Origin of the sequence: Paenibacillus sp. S28 (assembly GCF_016624415.1) — a bacterium.
Classification (GTDB): Bacteria; Bacillota; Bacilli; order Paenibacillales; family Paenibacillaceae; genus Paenibacillus_AQ; species Paenibacillus_AQ favisporus.
Map to the genome: position 1 here is coordinate 401,689 of NZ_JACVTM010000005.1, position 20,142 is coordinate 421,830.

Here is a 20,142-nt window from a genome sequence, read left to right on the forward strand (position 1 = left end):
ATAGATGAAGCAAGCCGCCTGCTGAAAGGGGGAGGTGCCGCAAGCTAAATTGGATACGGGACAAGCTCGAGTGTATTGCCGATGGTTTTTTTGCTGCAAATTTGAAAGCGAATACAATCATGATCCCGCAGCGAAGCAGCGTTGCTTTCGTGCAGCTTGATAAGCAAATCAAGCATGGGAGGAATAATCGTGAACAATCGATTGAGCTTTAGGCGCTTTATCGCGCAAATGACCGTCATCGTGATGGTCGTCCCCTTATTCTGGATGGCCCCGGCTCCACTTAGAGCCGCCGCCGATGGAGAGGATGCAGATGGCGGCAGCCAGCTTCCGCCATCCGCACCGGTAACGGTCACCGATTCCGTATACATTACGCTCGGGGAAACGCCGGAAGGGCAAGGCATGACCGCCCGTCCGGGGGACGGTCCGGAGGAAGGCCTGCAGGTGGGCGAAATGGACGGTAAAACGTACTGGAAGACCAATCAAGCGGTAAATCCGAATGATCCGGCACAGAACATCCTCTACTTTTATTTCAATGTGGATGACGACTTCGCGGGAGATCTTAGCGATCAGGACGTTTTGGTAACGGCCGAATATTATGACCAAGGCAATGGGGACATGGTGCTTCAGTATGATTCCAAGCAGTCCGCTTTTAAGGACGCCCCGCTGTTTTCGTACGAAAATTCGGGGACCTGGAAGACGCATACCTTCAAGCTGAGCGACGCGCGCTTTGAGAACCGCACAAACGGTGCGGATTTCCGGATCGGCGTCACCGGCGCCGGAGCGAAGGCGCAGAATCCCGAGCTGTTTTTGGCGAAGGTGACTGTGACGAAGCAGATCCGTGAACCGTCGGGGACCCACGAAACCAAGGTCTATGACACGGTATATCCGACGGACGATATCGTCATTGCCGACCGCAGTGTGACGGATTATGGCGCCAAAGGGGATGGTAGCACGGATGACACCCGCGCCTTCCAGGAAGCGCTGGCCGGTGCGGGAAGCCAAGGTGGGGGCGTCGTGTACGTGCCTTCAGGCATGTACAGGCTGACAAGCGAGCTTGTCGTCCCGACAGGAGTCACGCTCCGCGGCGATTGGGCGAATCCGGAAGCGCAGGGCGGCAAGGTTCTGGGCACCGTTCTTGCCGTCTACGCCGGTAAGGGACAGGAGACAGGCACGAGCTTCATCAGGCTGCAGCCTTCCAGCGGCGTGACGAACCTGTCCATCTGGTATCCGGAACAAAACGCATCCGATCTGTCTCCATATCCGTGGACGATCGAACAGCTTCCCGGCGACAGTGCGACCGTCAAGAATGTCACGCTGGTCAATGCTTACCAGGGGATCAAGATCGGACCTGACTGGAACGAGCTGCATTACGTCAAAAATCTCTATGGTACCACGCTGAAGACAGGCATTTTTCTCGATTATACGACGGATATCGGACGGCTGGAGGGGATTCATTTGTCCCCGGATCTCTGGTCCGGCTCGGGCCTGACGGGATCGCCCGAACGCGGCGAACTGCATGATTACATGACGGGCCACGCCGAGGGCATCGTGATGGGCCGCTCCGACTGGGAATACATGTCGGACATCCATATTTCCGGATATGAGACGGGCATGCGGATGACGACGAGAACCGGCAGCCTTGAATCGGCCAATGCGCAGCTGTACAAGATCCAGGTCGAGGATTGCCATGTCGCGCTCAAGATTGAGGGCGTCAACAATTACGGCCTGCTGATTTCGGACAGCCGGTTCGAAGCTGGCGCCGGGCAGCATCCGATTGCCATTTACGCGACGCAGGGCTTCAATTCCATTGTTCAGTTTAACGGCGTTACGGTTGGCGGGCACCCCGATCAGGCGGTTCTGAACGAGGGCAGCGGCACCTTATCCTTCGAAAACAGCTCGTTCGAAAACTGGGGGGACGGCAGCGAGGACTATGCGATCGTCGCACGAGGCGGATCGCTGATACTGGGGGCTTCCAGCTTCGCCAAATCCGATCGCCATCTCCTGCTTGAAGGGAATGTCGGAACGGTAAATTCCATCAACTCGGGATATGACGGCAAGCTGTCCGTAACCAATCACAGCCAGTCGACGGACCTGAATATCCGCCAAGACGACAAGTATGTCCTGGACCGCCTTCCTGAGGTGCCATCCGTGGATATCGCCGCACGTCCCAAGCCGGCGACGAGCGGATTGTTTAATGTGGTGAATGCTCCGTACTCCGCTGATCCGACCGGGAATGAGGATGCTTCCCAGGTGATCCAGCAGGCTCTAAGCGATGCCGGTGACGCTGGCGGCGGCACGGTGTATATGCCGGCCGGGATTTACCGGGTCGAGCAGCCGCTGGTTGTACCGACCGGCGTAGAATTGCGCGGCAACTTTGATGTTCCGCATCATACGATTGGCGGCGGCACGGTCATTTTTACGAACTACGGGGAAAATGAACCGGACGCCCCGGCGTTGATCCAGTTAAAAGCGTCGGCGGGCCTCCGTGGGATATCCGTATATTACGACCATCAAACCTGGACCGAAGCGAATCCGGTCAAGCCTTACCCATGGACCGTTCAAGGCCAAGGGAAGGACGTTTACCTTATTGATACGACGCTGGTCAATCCATACCAGGCCGTCGATTTTGGAACCTACGATACGAGCGGGCATTACATCGATTACGTGGCAGGTTCCCCGCTGAAGGAAGGGATTTACCTGGGCGGAGGTGCGCAGGGCGGATACTTGCGGAACGTCCAGTTCAATCCGCATTATTACGGGCGCAGCAATTACCCGAACCATCCATCCACCGGCGCGGACTCCGACATGGTCTGGAGTTACCAGAAGGACCATCTGGATGCTTTCCGCATCGGCAACGTGAAACAGGAGACCATTTTTAACACATTCGTCTTCGGTTCGAAGTTCGGCATCCATTTCGAAGGACAGGACGGGCAGGGCCCTGAAGCCGTCGTGATCGGCCACGGCACGGACGGAAGCAAAAAAGGAGCCGTGCTGGAAGGCGCGGACAAGGCGGGACTCCAGTTCATCAACACGGAGTTGGTCTCGATCAGCACGACCGACAAGGTCTATGTCGAGGTCGGCAAGGACTTCGGCTCCAAAGCGGTGTTTTTCAATTCTTCGATGTGGGGCGATACGAACCGTTCCTTCGACATCTTCGGGGGCAACGTGCGGATTCAGCAGGCCAACTTCACCAAAGTCGGCGACATCGGTATTAACGCCGTCGGCGGTGACATCGGACTGTACGATTCCTATTTCCAGCAGTCCCAAACGACCCATGTGTATGCCGGGCCTGGCATCGACAAGATGGTCGTATCCAACAACCTGGCCAGCGGGGGACTTCAAATTCAGAACGATGCGCCGGGCAAAGTGTCGGGAAGCAACCTCTATCCTGTGACGCTGAAGTTAGAGAAGGCGCCCTTCGATCCTTCACACCCGGAAAATACAGGAACGGAGCTGTCGATAACCAATGCGGCCGGAGATGGAACGCTGAAGGGACAAATCGAATGGGTCAGCCCCGGCATGTATAAGGAGGCGCTGAAGCCGATCCGTTTTGAGGATCTGAAGAAGGGGGAAACCCGCGGTGTGGCCATCCCGTACTTATCAGCCGATTCTCTGAAGTTCAGGGTTGCGCTGGATAACGGGGAACGTTATGAAACTTCAGTCAAGCTGTCCCAGTCCTTCGCATCGCGGAGCGAGGCCGCGGATCACACACCATCCATTGAGGTGTCCGGTCCGGAGCATTACTACAGCGTTGGCGGAAGCTGGGGAGGCGCCGATGATCTCGGGCTCACCTCCAAGGTCACCTGGGATGAAGCCCATTTATACGTCAACGTGGATGTCAAAGACAACGTCCATAGCCAGACGTTTACAGGCGGCGATATATGGCAGGGCGACAGCCTGCAGGTCGGTATCGACCTGGCGAAGGAAGATGGCGCGGCCAGCCGCCAGGTGAACGAGCTCGGGTTTGCGCTGAACGAGGACGGCAGCGTGCAGAAATGGAGATGGCGTGCTCCGGATGGGATAACGCCGGGTCCGCTGGAATCCGTTCAGGCAGTCGTTACCCGCGACGAAACAACCAAGGTGACGCATTATGAGCTGACCCTTCCGTTTGAGGCGCTTCACGGTGCAGGCTACGATTTCCGCGCAGATAAACCGATTGGGCTTGCACTCCTTGTCAACGAAAATGACGGGGAGGGCCGGTCCGGATTCATGGAGTTTAACGGAGGCATTGGCACAAGCAAGGATGCCGGATTATTCGGCAATCTGTACCTCCTGCAGGACGATTATGTGAAGCTGCTGGAGAAATCCGCCCAAGCCAGTGTGAAGTCGGCCATGCACAAGAGAGAAGTCAGCACCGTCGATGCTGCTGCCAATTTCGTGCTTCTCCTGCCGGATGGGGGACTGAAGACATCCTTGCAGGCCCGGCTCGCTGCCATTGGTTCGAAACTTGGGACAGTTCCGGGCGGAAAGGGGCATCCGGGAGGACCGGGATCGAATGGAGGAGGGAACTCCGGTTCTGGCGTACCGCTTGTATAATCTGCTGCCATAGGGCAGGCCAGCATGACATGCCTGTGCACAGTATCGCTTTCGAGCGATCGTGCGCAGGCTTTTTTTTGCGTCTGGGGTGAGTGTGGCGATTTCGGTATTCAGCAATTTCGGGGCCAGCCGCACTCTAAACGCAGACACGTTAAAAATGGACTGCAAACATTAATTCCGCCTCATTTTGGCCCTGTGACGGATGCACTACCATTAAAGAAGTAACGGCAGTTAGATAGCGTGAGGTGAGAACGGTGGGAAGCATCACATTTAATCATGTATTCAAACGGTACAAGGGCGAATCCCGCCCCGCCGTGAACGACTTCCATTTGTCCATTGAAGAAGGAGAATTCCTTGTCCTGGTCGGTCCATCCGGCTGCGGCAAATCGACGACGCTGCGCATGCTGGCGGGGCTTGAGGAGATCAGCAGCGGCGAGCTGTATTTGGACGGCAGATTCATCAATTACGTCTCCCCGAAGGACCGCGATATCGCGATGGTTTTTCAGAATTATGCCCTGTATCCGAATCTGTCCGTTTATGAAAATATCGCGCTTGGCCTCAAGCTCCGCAAGACGGCGAAGCATGAAATCGATGTGCGCGTGAAGCGGGTGGCGTCCATCCTGGAAATCGCCCATCTGCTGGACCGCAAGCCAAGTCAGCTGTCCGGCGGCCAGAAGCAGCGGGTCGCGCTCGGCAGGGCGATCGCCCGCGAGCCTCAGGTGTTTCTGATGGACGAACCGCTGTCCAATCTCGATGCCAAGCTGCGCGCGCAGACCCGGGCTGAGCTGATCAAGCTGCAGAGCGACCTGAAGCGGACGACAGTGTATGTCACCCACGACCAGGTCGAAGCAATGACGATGGGCACCCGCATCGTGGTGATGAAGGACGGGGTCATTCAGCAGGTAGCCGCCCCGCGCGCATTGTACGACGAACCGGCCAATGTGTTTGTCGCCGGATTCATCGGTTCGCCCCAGATGAACTTTCTAAACGGTACAATCGAGAAAAACGACGGAGAATACTATTTTTCCAACAAACGGATGAGGCTGCTCCTACCTGAGGCCTTAGGCAGAAATTTTGAGCGGGCCCCGAAAACCGTTCGCAGCGTCATCTTGGGCGTACGGCCGGAACACGTCATTCTGAAGCGCGGCAGCACGGAGGAAGCCGGCTTCATTACCGGGCTTGTGCAAATGACGGAAGCCACCGGCGCGGATTCCTATGTTTACGTGCAAATCGGTTCTTATCAAATGATCGCCCGTACCGATCCTGAACAGACGTACGCAGCCGGGGACGTGGTCTCTGTAGGCTTGCAGATGCACAAAATCCACTTTTTCGATGAGAGTACGGAGGAATTGGTGGGGAGAGGTGAGGTATGAAAAAACGCACCTTGCCCCGCTTCGCGCGCATTTCCCTGAGAATGCTGATCGTTGCAGCGCTTCTGTTCGGACTCGTCCGCTGGCTGTCGGCCGATGAGCCTGTGGTTTACTCCACCAGCGTCAACGCCGCCGAACTGCTTGATCTGGCAAGCAAGGAAGGCGAGCTTTCTTACGCCCAGCTCATGAAGGGGCAGGAAGGCGAAGATGCCGCTGCGGGAGAGACGGCCATTCGGCTTGATCCGGTCAATTACAAGGCGGCATCCACCGATGCGGACCTGGCCAAGGAGACCGAGAGCGGACGAAGCATGCTGAGCTGGAGCAACGAATCCGGCTGGGTAGAGTGGACCTTTACGGTCCCCGAGGCTGGCTGGTATGAGCTCCATTTGGACTATAAGGCGCTGCCGGGCGGCGGCAGCTCCGTGATCCGCGGGGCCATGATCGACGGAAAATACCCCTTCGCGGAATCGGAGCGCATCGAGCTGGAACGGATGTGGAAGGACGCGAAATATCCGTACGAAGTCAACGAAATCGGGATGCAGGTCCGTCCGCAGCAGATTGAACTCCCCGAATGGACGGACAAGGCGGCAAGCGATTATTCGGCTTCTTCCCGGCCGCTTCTGTACCGGCTTGAGCCCGGGCAGCACACGCTCAGGTTGACCGGAGAGAGGGGGGCAGTCGCGATCCGGGACATTTATTTCCGGACCCAGCAGCCGATCGAGGCCTATGCGGAATACGTCAAGCAGCAGCCTGCGATGAAGGCCCAAGAGAGCTGGTTCAAGCAGACGGAAGCAGAGCAGTTCCAGCGCAAGTCAAGCCTGTCCATTCAGACGGACCGCTGGTCGGAGCCGTACATTTCACCGGATCCCAAGGGCCGTATCACCTATAACGTGCTCGGAGGGAACCGTTGGAAGCAGCCGGGCGAGTGGGTGGAGTGGAGCTTTGAGGTTCCAGCCGACGGCTGGTACGTCATCGATCTGAAAAACTTCCAAAACTACAGATCGGGGTTCAAAGCGTATCGGACGATCGAAATCGACGGAAAAGTCCCGTTCGAAGAGCTGCTTCATTACGGTCTGGCGTATCACAAGGAATTTGAAATATCGGCGATAGCGGATGCGGAAGGCAGGCCCTATCAGTTTTACCTGAACAAAGGGACCCACACGATGCGAATGACAGCCGATTCAAGCACGATGCAGCCGATTCTGATCGCGTTGAAGGATACCCTTAAGCAAATATCGGATTTCGACCGTCATATCCGGCTCATCACCGGCAATTACAGCAAAAGCGCCTCGGATGCCAATCTGGATGCCAGCCGCACTTGGGATATGAATAAATACGACCCCAATGCGGGCAAAACGCTTCAATCCTTGATCGACCGCCTGAAGCTGATCCGGGACTACATTAACCGCGTCAATGAAGGCAGCTCCGACTTGTCGCAAGCGATCGCTTCAGCGGTGAGCATGCTGGAAGAGATGACGGCCGACGTCAACAACGTTCCGAACAAGGTGAACGATTTCTCTACGATCCAGGCCAACATCGGCACATGGATGTCCACGCTGACCCAGCAGCCGCTGATGCTCGATTATTTCGTGGTACGGACGCCAGACGCCAAAACTGGCCTCAAAGAGCCAACGGCGCTCTCCCGGATTCCGTATTCCATCGCCGACTTCGCCCGTTCCTTTACGATGGATTACGACCTGGACGGGGAGAAGAAGGACGGGGCGCTGGAGATCTGGGTCGGCCGCGGCCGCGATTACGTTGATGAGCTGCGGGAGCTGGTGAGCCAGGATTTCACGCCGAAAACGGGGATTCAGGTCAACATCAATCTCATGCCGAATCCCAACATGCTGATTCTGGGCAATGCTGCCGGCGACGTGCCCGACGTAGCGCTCGGGCTGGCAGAGGCCACACCGGCCGATTATGCGATGCGGGACGCCGTTCAGGATCTGTCCTCTTATCCGGGATTTGCCGATGTCATGAAACGATTCATCCCGGGCGCGTCGAGAGCCCTGACCTACAACGGCGGCACTTACGGCCTGCCGGAGGTGCAGAACTTCCAGCTGCTGTTTTACCGCTCGGATATTTTCGAGAGCCTGGGCTTGAAGGCGCCGGACACTTGGGACGACGTGTTTGACATCCTGCCGACGCTGCAGGAGAACGGCATGACGATGAATGTTCCGAAGGCGGACTTCGCCACCCTCTTTCTCGAAAACGGCGCATCGCCGTATACGCCCGACGGGCTGAAGTCCAGCCTGTTCAGCGATTCGGGGCAAAAGGCATTCAAGCAGTGGACGCAGCTGTACACCAAATTCAACCTGCCGATCGACATACCGGCTTTCTTCCAGCATTTCCGTGACGGGGATATCCCGATCGGCATATCCGATTTCAACACGTACGTGCAGCTGCAGGTGGCTGCGCCTGAGATCACGGGGCACTGGAAAGTCGCGCCCCTGCCGGGGATCAAGCAGCCGGACGGTCAAGTGGCCCGCTGGTCGCCGCAAGGACTGTCCACGGCCATGATCATGAAGAAGAGCGACAAGAAGGATGCGGCCTGGCAGTTTCTGAAATGGTGGACTTCGGCGGATGTCCAGTCGAGGTATGCCGGGGACATGGAGTCGTACTACGGCATCGAATACCGCTGGAATACGGCCAATGTTGAGGCGATGAAGTCGCTGAGTTGGCCGTCCGAAGACCTGAAAGCGATCCGGGAACAGGCCCGCTGGGCGGCGAACCTGCCCAATGTCCCAGGATACTACTTCCTGGCCCGTGAAATGGACTTCGCCTGGAACAAGACAGTATTTGACGGCGTGCCGGCGAGCGAATCGCTGGAAGAGGCCAGCCTGTCGCTGCAGCGGGAGATGGACCGCAGGCAGCGGAACTTCGGCATTGCGGGAAGAAACTTGCACGTGCCGCAGATTACCGAACCTTTTAACTGGGAGGAGGCTAAGCCGTGAAACCAGAAGTTACGCCCGCTTTGCCCGCCGCGAAGCCGCCATCCCCGGCAGCGGTCAAGCTGAAACGGTTTGTGCTGGATTTGAAGAAGGATGCCTTCTGCTACGCGTTCCTGGCTCCTTTTCTCATCTGCTTTCTCGTCTTTATCGTCATTCCGGTCGTGATGGCCGCGACTCTCAGCTTCACGTCCTACGACGGATTCAGCAAGCTGCATTTTATCGGCTTTGACAACTTTATCGCGCTGTTTACGCAGGACATTATTTTTCTGACCAAGGCGCTTCCGAACACGTTCGTGTTCGCACTGATCGTCGGGCCGGGCGGGTATCTGCTGTCTTTCCTGTTTGCCTGGCTCATTCATCAGCTGCCGATGAAGGTGCGCGATTATTACACGCTGGTGTTCTATGCGCCGTCGATGGCGGGCGGCGTGGCGCTGACGGTCGTCTGGATTGCCGCTTTCAGCGGCGACCGCGTCGGCTATTTGAACAACTTCCTGCTGAATATGGGCTGGATCGATTCCCCGGTAACTTGGCTGCAGGATCCGAAGTACCTGCTGAATATCATGATTCTGGTATCCCTCTGGATGAGCTTCAGCGTAGGATTTCTGGCGATGCTGGCGGGTCTGCAGACGGTCAACCGGGAGCTGTACGAAGCCGGACGGATCGACGGCATATCGAACCGGCTGCAGGAAGTGTTCTACATTACCGTGCCGTCCATGAAACCGCAAATGCTGTTCAGTGCCGTCATGACGATCGTTTCGACCCTGAAGGCCGGCAGCATTTCAACCCAGCTGACCGGGATGGCGATTACGCCGCAGTATGCGGGGCACCTCATCATCAACCATGTCGACGATTACGCGTTCATCCGGTTCGAACTGGGTTATGCTTCAGCGGTTTCGGTCATTCTGCTGCTCCTCAGTTACTTCGTGATGAGGTTTGCCTACCGGATGTTTAACTCGAAGGAGGAACTGTAAGCCCATGATGCCCAAATTGCGCCGGCTCCGCACGGCGTCGCCCTTTCAGGTCATTTTGATCACGCTTTTTACCGCCTTGGCCTTGTTCATGTCGCTGCCGATCGTCTTCATCTTCAATCATGCGTTTAAGCCGCAAAACGAGCTGTTCCTGTTTCCGCCGCGGTTTTTCGTCCGGCATCCGACCCTGCACAATTTCGAAACGCTCTTTCTGCATGCGTCCAATGCGACGGTGCCGTTCACACGGTATTTGTTCAACAGCCTAATTGTCGTTTCGCTGACGCTGGTCAGCGTCGTGGTGGTCAGTACGATGGCGGCTTATGTTCTGGCCAAATACCAATTCCATTTCAAACAGCTCATCATGTCGCTGATTACCTTGTCCTTGATGTTCGCGCCCGAAACGGTATCCATTCCGAGATATCTCGTCATCAACGGCATCGGGCTGAACAATACGTATCTCGGGCATATCCTGCCGTCGCTGGCATCTCCCGTCGCGGTGTTTATGCTCGTCGGCTTCATCTCGCAAATTCCGAGCGATCTGATGGAGGCGGCCCGGATCGACGGCGCGGGTCATGTCGGCATCTTCGTGCGCATGATTCTGCCCCTGTCCGTCCCGGCGATCGCGACCATCTCGATTTTGACGTTCCAGGGCGTATGGGGTGACGTGGAGACTTCAACCCTGTTCATGCAAAAGGAGACGATGCGGACGCTCGCTTTCTACGTCAACAGCCTGCTGAGCGGCTTGCAGAACAACGTGGCGGGGCAGAACATGGCGGCGGCGGCCGGGCTGCTTATTTTCATCCCGAATCTGATCATTTTCCTGCTCTTTCAGCGCAGAGTGCTTGAGACGATGGTCCATTCCGGTATCAAGTAATGTCATCAGCAAAGGAAGTCGGAACGATGAAAAAATGGTTTCCATTACTGCTAGTCTTTATGGCCGTCTTGACGTCCCTGCCGGGTACCGCCATGGCCAAACCTCCATATATGACATCCTACTATGACTCGAACCAGTCGTCCTGGTTCCGCATCCAGCCGATATACCGTCCGGCCGGGGCCATTTCCGCCGATTTCGGTGAGCCGGCTGATCTCGATATCGCCGCCGACGACCGGGTCTATATCGCCGACAAGAAGAAAGACCGGATTGCGGTGCTGAATCCGGACGGCACGCTGCTCCGGACGTTCGGCGACGCCGAAGGCCAAGGTCAGCTCTCGGGACCGGAAGGCGTATACGTTACTCCGGACAACGAGGTGTACGTGGCGGACTCCGGAAATCAGCGGATTGCCGTGTTTGACGGGAGCGGACGGTTTCAGAGGGAGTACAAGAAGCCGGAGACCCCGCTGCTCGGCTCGGAGCATTTTGTCCCTGTCAAACTTGTCGTGGACCGGCGCGGCGTGATGTACATCCAGCTGAACTCCTCGTATCAGGGACTGGTCCGGCTGAATCCGAAAGGCGAATTCATGGGCTATTTCGGTGCGAACAAAGCGGATCAGTCGATGCTGAACTGGCTGAAGAAGCTGGTGCTGAACAAGGAGCAGCTGTCCAAGGAAAAGGGCGCGCTTCCCAAGCCGATTACGAATGTGGCGATCGATCCGTACGGATTTGTGTACACGGCCACCGCCGGCGGGGAAGGGAAGGGAGCGATCCGCAAGCTGAATGCAGGCGGGGTGGACGCTTTTAAAAACAAGACGCTGGTGAACGGACACGGCATCGTCGACGTTGCCATTGATCCGGAAGGCTTCCTGTACAATATCGACCTCGATTCCATGAGCATCAATCTCTATGACCGCAGCGGCGAGGCTATGTTCGAGTTCGGCGATATCGATAAGGAAACGCAGCAGTACGGCGTGCTTGGTTATCCGACCGGGATCGGCATCGACTCGGATCATGCGATCTGGATATCCGACAGTGGTACCAATACGGTCCACAAATACGTCCGTACCGCCTTCGGCAGCAGCGCGCTTCAGGCGCTCGCACTGTATGCCGACGGGAAATACGAAGAGAGCAAGCCGTACTGGGAGGCGGTCTATGCCCGCAACGATATGTACAACGGGACCTTTCAAGGCTTGGGCAAAGTGTTTTTGCACGAGGACCGCAATGACGAAGCCTTGAGCTACATGAAGGCCGCTTTCGATACCGACGGCTATTCGAAGGCTTTTTGGCAGATCCGTATGGAATGGCTTCAGCGCCATTTTGTCGCCCTGGTGGCCGGACTGGCCGCGGTGATGCTTGCCCTTTACTTCGGCTATCGTCTTATCCGCTGGTTCCTGCGCAGGCGTCCGCTGCCGGCATCCTGGAAGGAGCCGCTGGCGTATATCCGTAATTTGGGCTACGTCCTGATCCATCCTTACGAGGGGTTCTACAAAATCAAGGAGGCGAGGATTCCCGTCTGGATCACGATTTCCCTGCTGCTCCTGGTCATCGGCATCAAGCTGTGCAGAGTTTATCTTACCGGGTTTTTGTTCCATCCCGTCGACCTCTCGGAAGTCAATCTGATGAAGGAACTCGGCCTGTTTGCCCTGCCATGGGTCACCTGGATCATCGCCAACTACCTGGTCTGCAGCATCAAGGACGGGGAGGGCCGGTTCCGGGAAGTCATTCAGGGCAGCGTCTATGCGCTGTCGCCCTATGTGTTTTTTTCGGTCCCGACGATCCTGCTGTCCAACATCGCATCGCTGGATGAGGCGGTCATCATTCATGCATTGAACACGATCATGACCGTATGGCTGCTTGTCATGTTCATCGTGATGACGCAGGTGATCCACAACTTCGATTTCCTGGAGACGCTGAAAAATTCGGCTATCTCGGTGTTTGCAATTCTGACGATCTGGATGTTCGGCTTCATCATTTTCGGATTGTCCTATAACCTTTATGACTTTTTCTATGAGCTTTACAAAGAGGTGAACATCTATCATTAACGCTGCCAAACGACGATTCCGCCAAGCAAAGTGGCCTGCCGCTATCATACTTGCTCTTCTGATCGTGCTTCTGCTGCTGGTGTTCAAGCCTTGGGAGCAAACGACAGCCGAGCGCTTCTCCCAAACGGGCATCGCCGCGAACCTTCCGACTCCGGACGCCTTGTATGAGGGCGATCCCTGGAAACCGGCCGCAGGGGCTGACGGTTATGCGCTGGCGCTGGAGAACGAACATTATGCGCTGTACGTCCGCCCGGATAACACCCAGATCGCCGTGCTGGATAAGGCATCCGGCTACCGCTGGACCAGCAATCCGACCAAGGAGGAACTGGCCGGTGAAACGGTCAAAGGACAGCTGCTGGCCAACCTGCAATCCCCTTTTCTTCTGACCCATGTCCGGACGCAGGGAGCCGATCAGACGGTCAGGGAGACGCTGAGCAACCAGACGGCCGGCATGCAAATCGCCATGATCCGCAAGCCAGAGGGGCTGCAAATCGAATACTCGTTTCCCGCCAAACAGCTGGGGTTTGTCATGCAGTATGAGCTGACGGATAACGGTCTCAAGGTCAAGGTACCTGCAGCCGGCATTCGGGAGGAAGGAGCGTCTGCGCTGTTCTCGCTCGACGTTCTGCCTTATTTTGGAGCCGCACCTGCCAAGGAGAATGGTTATGTGTTCGTTCCCGACGGCCCTGGAGGACTCATCCGCTTCGATCAGGAGCATGCGAGCCTTACCAGGGGTTACTCGCATCAGGTTTACGGCAAAGAGATAACGAATGAGGAGAATTGGACGCGTACCGGAGAACGGAGGGAAGACATCGCTTACCCTGTGTTCGGGTTGAAGAAGGGCGACCATGCCTTTCTGGCCGTCATGACCAAAGGCGAAGATTCCGCCAACGTATCCGCTATGGCGCCCGGACTCAAGTCGTCATTCTATCAGGTATTTTCCAGTCAAATCTATCGCGAAGAATATCTCTACCGGATGAGCCGGCTGGCCGCGCCGAGCAAGGCCGTTCAGAAGGAACGGCTGAACCGGGACCGGGAGGTCGAATACCGGTTCCTGAACGGCGCGGACGCGGATTATGTCGGTATGGCGGGAGCTTACCGAAGCTACCTGCAGGAGACCGGCCGTCTTACCGAGGCGCTGAAACCGGTGGATCATGTGCCGCTGTACCTGAAAATCATGGGCGGCAATTACGAAAAGGCTTTTGGCCGAATCCGGTATGTGGCCGCCACGACCTTCGAGCAGGCGGGCGATATCGTCAGTACCTTGCAGAGCAAGGGCGTCGCTTCATTACGCACCATATTCTACGGCTGGCAGAATGAAGGCGACTACAACATGGAGAAGCGGTTTCCGATCGATCCGGCGCTTGGCGGCGAAGCGGCCGCGAAGACGTTCATTTCCGGGATGAAGGAGCGGGGCGTCCCTGTCAGCTTCAGCGAGGACTTCCTCTGGGTCGACGGCCATTCCTCCTTTTCCGGCAAGACGGACGCCATCCGGGGGATCGACGGGACCGCCTATGTTGACGACGGCTGGTATATCGCCAAGCCCGCCTATACGGCGGTAACGGCGGCAGATACGGTAAACAGGCTGAAGAAACTTGGAGTAAACGGCATCCATTTCAGCGGAATCGGCGAGATGCTGCTGAACGATTACGAGCCTTCCGGCATCCAAACCCGGGAATATGCAAAAACCGTCTACGACGGGCTGCTGAAATATACCCGGGAGGCACTGGGAAGCGCGTCGGTCAACCAGGGGGATGCTTATGCGCTCGGTCAAACGGATTACATTGACGGGCTGCCGTCGGAATCGAGCTACGATTTCATGATCGACGAGACGGTTCCTTTTTACCCGATTGTGCTGCACGGCTTCATTCCTTACACGTTCGGGGACGGCAACCTTCGCGACGATGAGGATACCGAATTTTTAAGGGCAATCGAATACGGGGCGCTGCCCTCGTTCTTTGTGACCCATGACGATTCCCGGAAGCTGAAGGATACTCCCTCGAACTTTTTGTACAGCAGCCGTTTCGATAAATGGGAACGACGGATCGAGGAGGAATACGCGAAGTTCGATTCACTGAGCCAGCTGTATTCCATGAAGATCATCGGCCATGAAAAGCTGTCCGGCCAAAAATATGCCACCACTTATGAGGACGGCACGAGGGTTATCGTGGATTACGGAGTCAAGGACTTTACCGTGGAGAAAGGAGCGGGGAAATGAGCAGCGTTCCGGATTTTAAACGAAAAGCGGCCCAATATCATCTGAAGCGCTACGGCGTCGGACTGCTGTTTATGCTCCCATGGATCATCGGGTTCTGCGTGTTTGTGGCGATTCCGATCGGCTGGTCCATGTTCATGTCCCTGCACAAGGTCGCGGTGGTGCCGGGGGGATTCAAGTATACGTGGCTTGGTCTGCAAAATTACCGCGATGCCTTTCTCAAGGACAACGTGTTTCCGATCGAGCTGATCACCTACTTTCAGGAAATGATCCTGATGGTGCCGATCATCGTCATCTTCGCCCTGCTGATTTCCCTGCTGCTGAACCAGCAGTTCCCCGGCCGGTTCGTGTATCGGGCGCTGTTCTTCCTCCCGGTCATCTTTGCGACGGGGCAGGTGCTGTCCGAGCTGTTTACGCAGGGCGCGGGCGATATACCGTTTCTGGACCAGTACAATCTGGAGCCTGTCGTCCGGCAGTATGTCGGGGGAGAGTTGGCCAAGACGGTCATGGAAGTGCTTGGGCGCGTCGTTCTTATCCTTTGGTACTCGGGCGTGCAGATTCTGATCTTCATCGCCGGCTTCCAGACGATTTCCCCGTCGATTTACGAAGCGGTGCGCATCGACGGCGCTTCTCCATGGGAGAGCTTCTGGAAGATTACGCTTCCGGCCAGCGTTCCGTTTATCAGCCTGAACGTGCTCTATACCATTATCGACCTGTTCACCTTCCCGCTGAATCCGGTCCTGAAGCACATTAAGGACAACATGTTCAAAGTCGACACCGGATATGGCTACGCCAGTGCCCTCGCTTGGATTTATTTCGGCTTTATTTTCGTCCTGCTCGCCCTCGTGACGGGACTATTCAGCCGCAGCATGCGGCTCAAGGGAGGAAGACCATGAATACGGAACCATGGGTTCAAAGGGCCAGAAATTACGCCACGAGCTTCTTGTGGAGCCGTAAGGCGCAGAAGTACAAGATGGTCATGCTGGGCAGGAATCTGTCGGACGGTCTCCTGGCGAAAATGGTCATTTATGTGCTGCTGTCCATCGTGGCCTATCTGTACTTGCAGCCGCTGCTCTATATGATCAGCACGATGCTGAAGACGGTCAGCGATTTGCTGGATCCCAGCGTCAAATGGATTCCCCGGGTCGTCACCTGGGAGAATCTGACCAAAGCCTACAAAGGGCTGCAGTATCCGGAAGCCCTCCGGAACACCGCTCTCATCGCCCTGAGCTGCTCGATAGTTCAGGTGCTGATATGCTCGATGACCGGCTATGCGCTCGCCCGGCTGGCCGTTCCGTTTAAAGGGCTGATCACGGCGCTGGTGCTGCTGACGTTTCTGATCCCGCCGCAGGTGATCATTATTCCGCTGTATGTGATCTTCAGCAAGCTGGGCCTGCTTAATACGCTGTTTGTCTTCCTTGTGCCGGCGATTTTCGGGCAGGGGCTGAAGGGAGCATTGTTTATCCTTATTTTCCGCCAGTTCTTCAGGGCGCAGCCGCCCAGCCTGGAGGAGGCAGCCAAACTGGACGGCGCTTCCGCTGCCCGGCTGTATTTCCGGATCATGCTGCCGCTTGCCCAGTCGGCCTGTCTGGTCGTCTTTCTGTTCTCGTTCATCTGGTACTGGAACATGTACTATGAGCCTTCGATGTTCCTGGCCAAGGGCTTCACGCCGCTCTCCATCCGGCTGGACCAGCTGGAGGATGTGCTGAACCCGTCGCTGCTCGGAAGCAAAGACCTGGTCAGCAATCCGGTGACCGAAGGCACCAAAATGGGTGCCGCCTTCTTGATCATCCTTCCGCCGCTCGTGATCTTCATGTTTCTGCAGCGCTGGTTCATTACCGGCATCGAACGGACGGGGATTGTGGAATAAGCCTTGGTATGCCGATCTGCCGGAAGCATTGAAAGGGGGAATGCCGAACTAGCAGGTATAGCTTGGGAACAAAGGGGTATCGTCAGCATCCGATGAAATCAAATTGGGGAGGAATAAGGATTGAAAAGAAAACGTATCGCGTCATCCATTATATCGATGGTCATGCTCATGACCTTCACCCTTGCCGGGTGCAGCAGCAGTAATGACAGTGCTTCACCGTCCGGAACAGGCAATGATCCTGCACCCACGCCTGCGCCAAACCAGCCGGCAGCAGAGGAAAAGCATGATCCGGTTACGCTCAAATTTATTTCCTGGAAAAACGGAACCTATGATGAGCTGTACAGCTTGTTTCATCAGAAATACCCCTGGATCACCATTGAGCAGGTACCGGTGACCAATTCGCAGCCGATTATGGAAATCATCGCATCACTGGAAGCAGCGGGCACGCCTGCCGACGTGACCGAGATCGACAGCGATCTGATCACCTTCGAGCAGAACAATCTCATCGAAGATTTGACGCCTTACATCGAGAAGAGCGATATTTTCAAGAACGCCAAATTCCCCGACGGCTTCTTCGAAACGATGATGTTCAACAACAAGAAGCTTGCCGTGCCGATGGTTGACGTCCCGATGTGGGTGCTGGTGAACAAGGATCTGCTGGCCAAACACGGCGTGGATATGCCGGCAAACGACTGGAGTTACGACGACTTCCGTAACATCGCCAAGCAGGTGACCGATCCGAGCGCCGGTGAATACGGCATTACGACGCAGCCCGAAATCCAAATGCGCCTGCTGTCCTCCAAAGCGATTGCCGACGGCCATGCGGCGAATCATCAATACATGAACGAAGACCTGACCCAGAGCATGCTCAGCACGCCGGACGTCATGAACGATGTGAAATGGTTCCAGGAGCTGGTCACGAAGGACGGGTCTATGCAGAGCAACGCAGCCGCGGAAGAAGGCGGCAACGTGACGAAGGATTTCATCAACGGAAAAACGGCCTTCGCTATCGGCGGCGACTGGGTCCTGCCGACTCTGAAGGAAAAAGCGACATTCGACTGGGACGTTCTCCCGTTCCCGAAAGGCAAGGTCAGCCAGCCGGGGTATTCGATTTACGGACCGCTGGCACTTCTGTCCGGTTCGAAGCATAAGGAGGAAGCCTTCCTGTGGCTCAGCTTCCAATTCACGCCGGAAGCCCAGAAGTGGAAAATTGACCAGGGAGCCAATGCTTCCGTCATCGATCCCGAGCTGACGAGCTACTACGATCAGGCTCCGATCTGGCAGGGCAAAAATATCGAAGCCGTCAAGATCGCCCAAAAGAACGCCAAAATCCAATCCGGCCTGACCGTGCCGGGGTGGAACGACTACAACTATAACAACATCTTGAACGACATTATTTTCGGCGACCGGGATATCAACGACATTATTCCGGAAACGGAGACATGGAATAAGAAAACGCAGGAAGTGAGAGCCACCTTAAAGCAATAAGAGAGGGGAAGCTGCCGGACGGACATCAGTCTGGCGGCTTCCTTTTTGAAGATATAAGAGAGAGCCTTCGCTCCACTTTGTGGGGCTGTTTGCCGTGGGCGGAAACATCGGCCAATATATGACGGGATTGTTTAATATCGTCCCATTGTCCATTGGCAGCACTTCGTTTATATTAATCTTTGTAGATCGGAGAGAGAGCCGCGCAATATATTTGGACTCTTTTGTGAAAACGTTTACAAAATAGATGCGGAAAGGAAGAGCAGCCATGTCCTTTTGCCGAACTCTGGGATGGTTCGTCGCCTGTCTGCTGTGCATCACGCTGGCATCCGGACTGGCGGGCTGCGCAGCCGGCGGCGATGTCCGTATGGACGGTCCCTCTCTTTTCGGCGATGCGGCCGCCACGTCCGGCGAGCCGGAAGCGACGCTGAAGTTTTATTTCGGCGGCGAGAAAAAGGCGGCGACGGATGAAGTTTGGGCGGCCGTGAGCGATTACGTCAAAACCAAAGGATTAAACGTCAAATTTTCCGTCAATTTCATTCCCTGGCCGGAATATTCGGGGAAGCTGCTGGTCATGGCGGCGGCAGGAGACCGGTGGGACCTGAATTTCGATTCAGAAGGCTCATTCAAGCAAATGGCGTCCCGGGGTTCCTATTTGAGATTAAACGATCTTCTTCCGGTGTACGCCCCCCACTTATATGACCGCTACCGGCAGCAGCATAACCTGCCCTCTGCCACGATTGGCGGGGATATCGTCGGCTTGCCCTGGTCGATCAAGATGAATCAGCGGCCCTATGCCGGATGGCGGGTGGACATGGCGGAGAAGGCGGGGATTTACCGCGAACCTGAATCGGTACGAACTGCCGAGGATGTCGATTCGCTTCTCCACGAGCTGAAGAAAGTCTATCCCAATCAGAAGCTGAGCCGGATTCCGGCGCTCCCCCTGTATGTGGTCCGGGACGAATGGGTGGACTTGGGCTTTCACGGCCTCGGTTTTTATCTGAATGACCCTCATTACAAAGTGAAGGCGATCGAAGATCAGCCTTTTTACGAGGATGCTGCCTTCATGAGCAAGGCATGGTACGAAGACGGGATTCTAAATCCCGATTCAAAGATCGATACCGAAGACGCTGCGGATCAATGGCGCAACGGAAAAATGCTGTTCACGCTCACTTCCCACGAGTGGGCCTATGCAGCCGATCCGGGTTTTACCGATGCAAGCTACCGGCAGCAGATGTCGCTATTGTACCCCGACAAAAAAACGGTCAACCGCAGCCCGATCGCAAATGTCGTGGCCATCAACCGGAATGCTGAGCATCCGGAGCTGGTGCTGCGGTTTCTTGATATGCTGGAGACGGACGAGAGGTTGTTTGATCTTGTCGTGTATGGGATTCAGGGGAAAACCTATGAGCTGGACGGAGGGAAGGTCAAGTACCCGGATAACCTGAACTTTTCCACCAGCAACTACATGGACTGGGGAGGACAGTGGGCGCTGTGGAAACCGCAATTTTTGCGCCCCACCGAAACGTACCCTGGGGACTTCTGGAAGGAGGAAGCCCGCTTTGCGGAGCTGCCCGTGAATGTGGATTCTCCCGTGGAAGGACTCCTGCTGAACGATCAGTCGATCAGTCCGCTGCTTGAAGAGCGCGACCAGATCTATGAGGACTACGGCAAATCGATCGAGTACGGCATGATGCCGGATGTCGCCAAGGCGCTGTCGGATTACCGTATGCTGCAAAAAGATAATGGGCTGGATACGATTATCCGGGAGGTGCAGCGTCAGGTCGACCAATTCCTGGCGGCACAGCATCAACATTCATGACAAGGGGAG

The 20,142-nt window shown here is 56.0% G+C and carries 11 protein-coding genes; all 11 read left to right on the top strand.

Features of this window, described 5'->3' with window-relative positions; translation table 11 throughout:
- The first annotated feature begins 189 nt into the window (after nucleotides 1-189).
- Entirely contained in the window at nucleotides 190-4,536 is a 4,347-nt protein-coding gene (locus tag IAE55_RS15485; protein ID WP_325168645.1) for a glycosyl hydrolase family 28-related protein, read from the top strand.
- A gap of 254 nt (nucleotides 4,537-4,790) precedes the next feature.
- A complete protein-coding gene (locus IAE55_RS15490) occupies nucleotides 4,791-5,909 on the top strand; it encodes an ABC transporter ATP-binding protein (protein WP_145161233.1) in 1,119 nt (372 codons plus the stop codon).
- A complete protein-coding gene (locus tag IAE55_RS15495; RefSeq protein WP_145161231.1) occupies nucleotides 5,906-8,860 on the top strand; it encodes an extracellular solute-binding protein in 2,955 nt (984 codons plus the stop codon). The genes IAE55_RS15490 and IAE55_RS15495 overlap by 4 nt, the downstream gene beginning before the upstream one ends.
- Nucleotides 8,857-9,828 carry a carbohydrate ABC transporter permease gene (locus IAE55_RS15500; protein WP_260867083.1) on the top strand — a complete coding sequence of 324 codons (972 nt, stop codon included), beginning with the start codon at nucleotides 8,857-8,859 and terminating at the stop codon, nucleotides 9,826-9,828. The genes IAE55_RS15495 and IAE55_RS15500 overlap by 4 nt, the downstream gene beginning before the upstream one ends.
- A 4-nt stretch (nucleotides 9,829-9,832) precedes the next feature.
- Nucleotides 9,833-10,699, top strand: a complete 867-nt coding sequence (locus IAE55_RS15505) for a carbohydrate ABC transporter permease (protein WP_145161229.1) — start codon at nucleotides 9,833-9,835, stop codon at nucleotides 10,697-10,699.
- Nucleotides 10,700-10,725: 26 nt separating this feature from the next.
- Nucleotides 10,726-12,741, top strand: coding sequence for a YIP1 family protein (locus IAE55_RS15510; protein ID WP_200633191.1), 2,016 nt, complete (start codon nucleotides 10,726-10,728; stop codon nucleotides 12,739-12,741).
- 64 nt (nucleotides 12,742-12,805) lie between these two features.
- Entirely contained in the window at nucleotides 12,806-14,959 is a 2,154-nt protein-coding gene (locus IAE55_RS15515; RefSeq protein ID WP_105445620.1) for a DUF5696 domain-containing protein, read from the top strand.
- Nucleotides 14,956-15,852 carry a carbohydrate ABC transporter permease gene (locus IAE55_RS15520; protein WP_143811899.1) on the top strand — a complete coding sequence of 299 codons (897 nt, stop codon included), beginning with the start codon at nucleotides 14,956-14,958 and terminating at the stop codon, nucleotides 15,850-15,852. Before IAE55_RS15515 ends, IAE55_RS15520 begins: the two co-directional genes overlap by 4 nt.
- A complete protein-coding gene (locus IAE55_RS15525) occupies nucleotides 15,849-16,826 on the top strand; it encodes a carbohydrate ABC transporter permease (RefSeq protein WP_076172909.1) in 978 nt (325 codons plus the stop codon). The genes IAE55_RS15520 and IAE55_RS15525 overlap by 4 nt, the downstream gene beginning before the upstream one ends.
- Before the next feature lie 120 nt (nucleotides 16,827-16,946).
- Nucleotides 16,947-18,314 carry an ABC transporter substrate-binding protein gene (locus IAE55_RS15530; RefSeq protein WP_200633192.1) on the top strand — a complete coding sequence of 456 codons (1,368 nt, stop codon included), beginning with the start codon at nucleotides 16,947-16,949 and terminating at the stop codon, nucleotides 18,312-18,314.
- A 265-nt stretch (nucleotides 18,315-18,579) separates the two neighbouring features.
- The gene (locus IAE55_RS15535; protein ID WP_200633193.1) at nucleotides 18,580-20,133 is read left to right on the top strand and encodes an extracellular solute-binding protein; all 1,554 of its coding nucleotides are present in this window, start codon (nucleotides 18,580-18,582) and stop codon (nucleotides 20,131-20,133) included.
- Nucleotides 20,134-20,142 lie beyond the last annotated feature (9 nt).